Source organism: Listeria sp. SHR_NRA_18 (assembly GCF_003856515.1).
In the GTDB taxonomy this organism is placed as follows: Bacteria; Bacillota; Bacilli; order Lactobacillales; family Listeriaceae; genus Listeria_A; species Listeria_A newyorkensis.
The window spans coordinates 1-260 of record NZ_QPKR01000122.1; the positions used below are offsets into that span (position 1 = coordinate 1).

At 41.9% G+C, this 260-nt stretch carries 1 tRNA gene; it reads right to left on the reverse strand.

Annotation, left to right across the window (positions count from 1 at the left end):
* Positions 1–136: 136 nt before the first annotated feature.
* Positions 137–212 (reverse strand) — tRNA-Ala (locus tag DUK53_RS17415).
* Positions 213–260: the final 48 nt, after the last annotated feature.

A 260-nucleotide genomic window follows, 5' to 3' on the forward strand; every position in this document is an offset into this window, starting at 1 on the left:
CTAGCAAATTACTTTACTAGTATTACTTTTGGAAATAGCTTTCTATTTCCGCCCTGCGATTCTTACCTAGAAACATCACTGTCTCTATTGGTTTTATCTTTGTTTCTGTTCAGTTTTCAAAGGTCATAAAAATATTTGGTGGAGCCTAGCGGGATCGAACCGCTGACCTCCTGCGTGCAAAGCAGGCGCTCTCCCAGCTGAGCTAAGGCCCCTTCATAAAAATATGGGATATTTTCTTAATGGTCGGGAAGACAGGATTC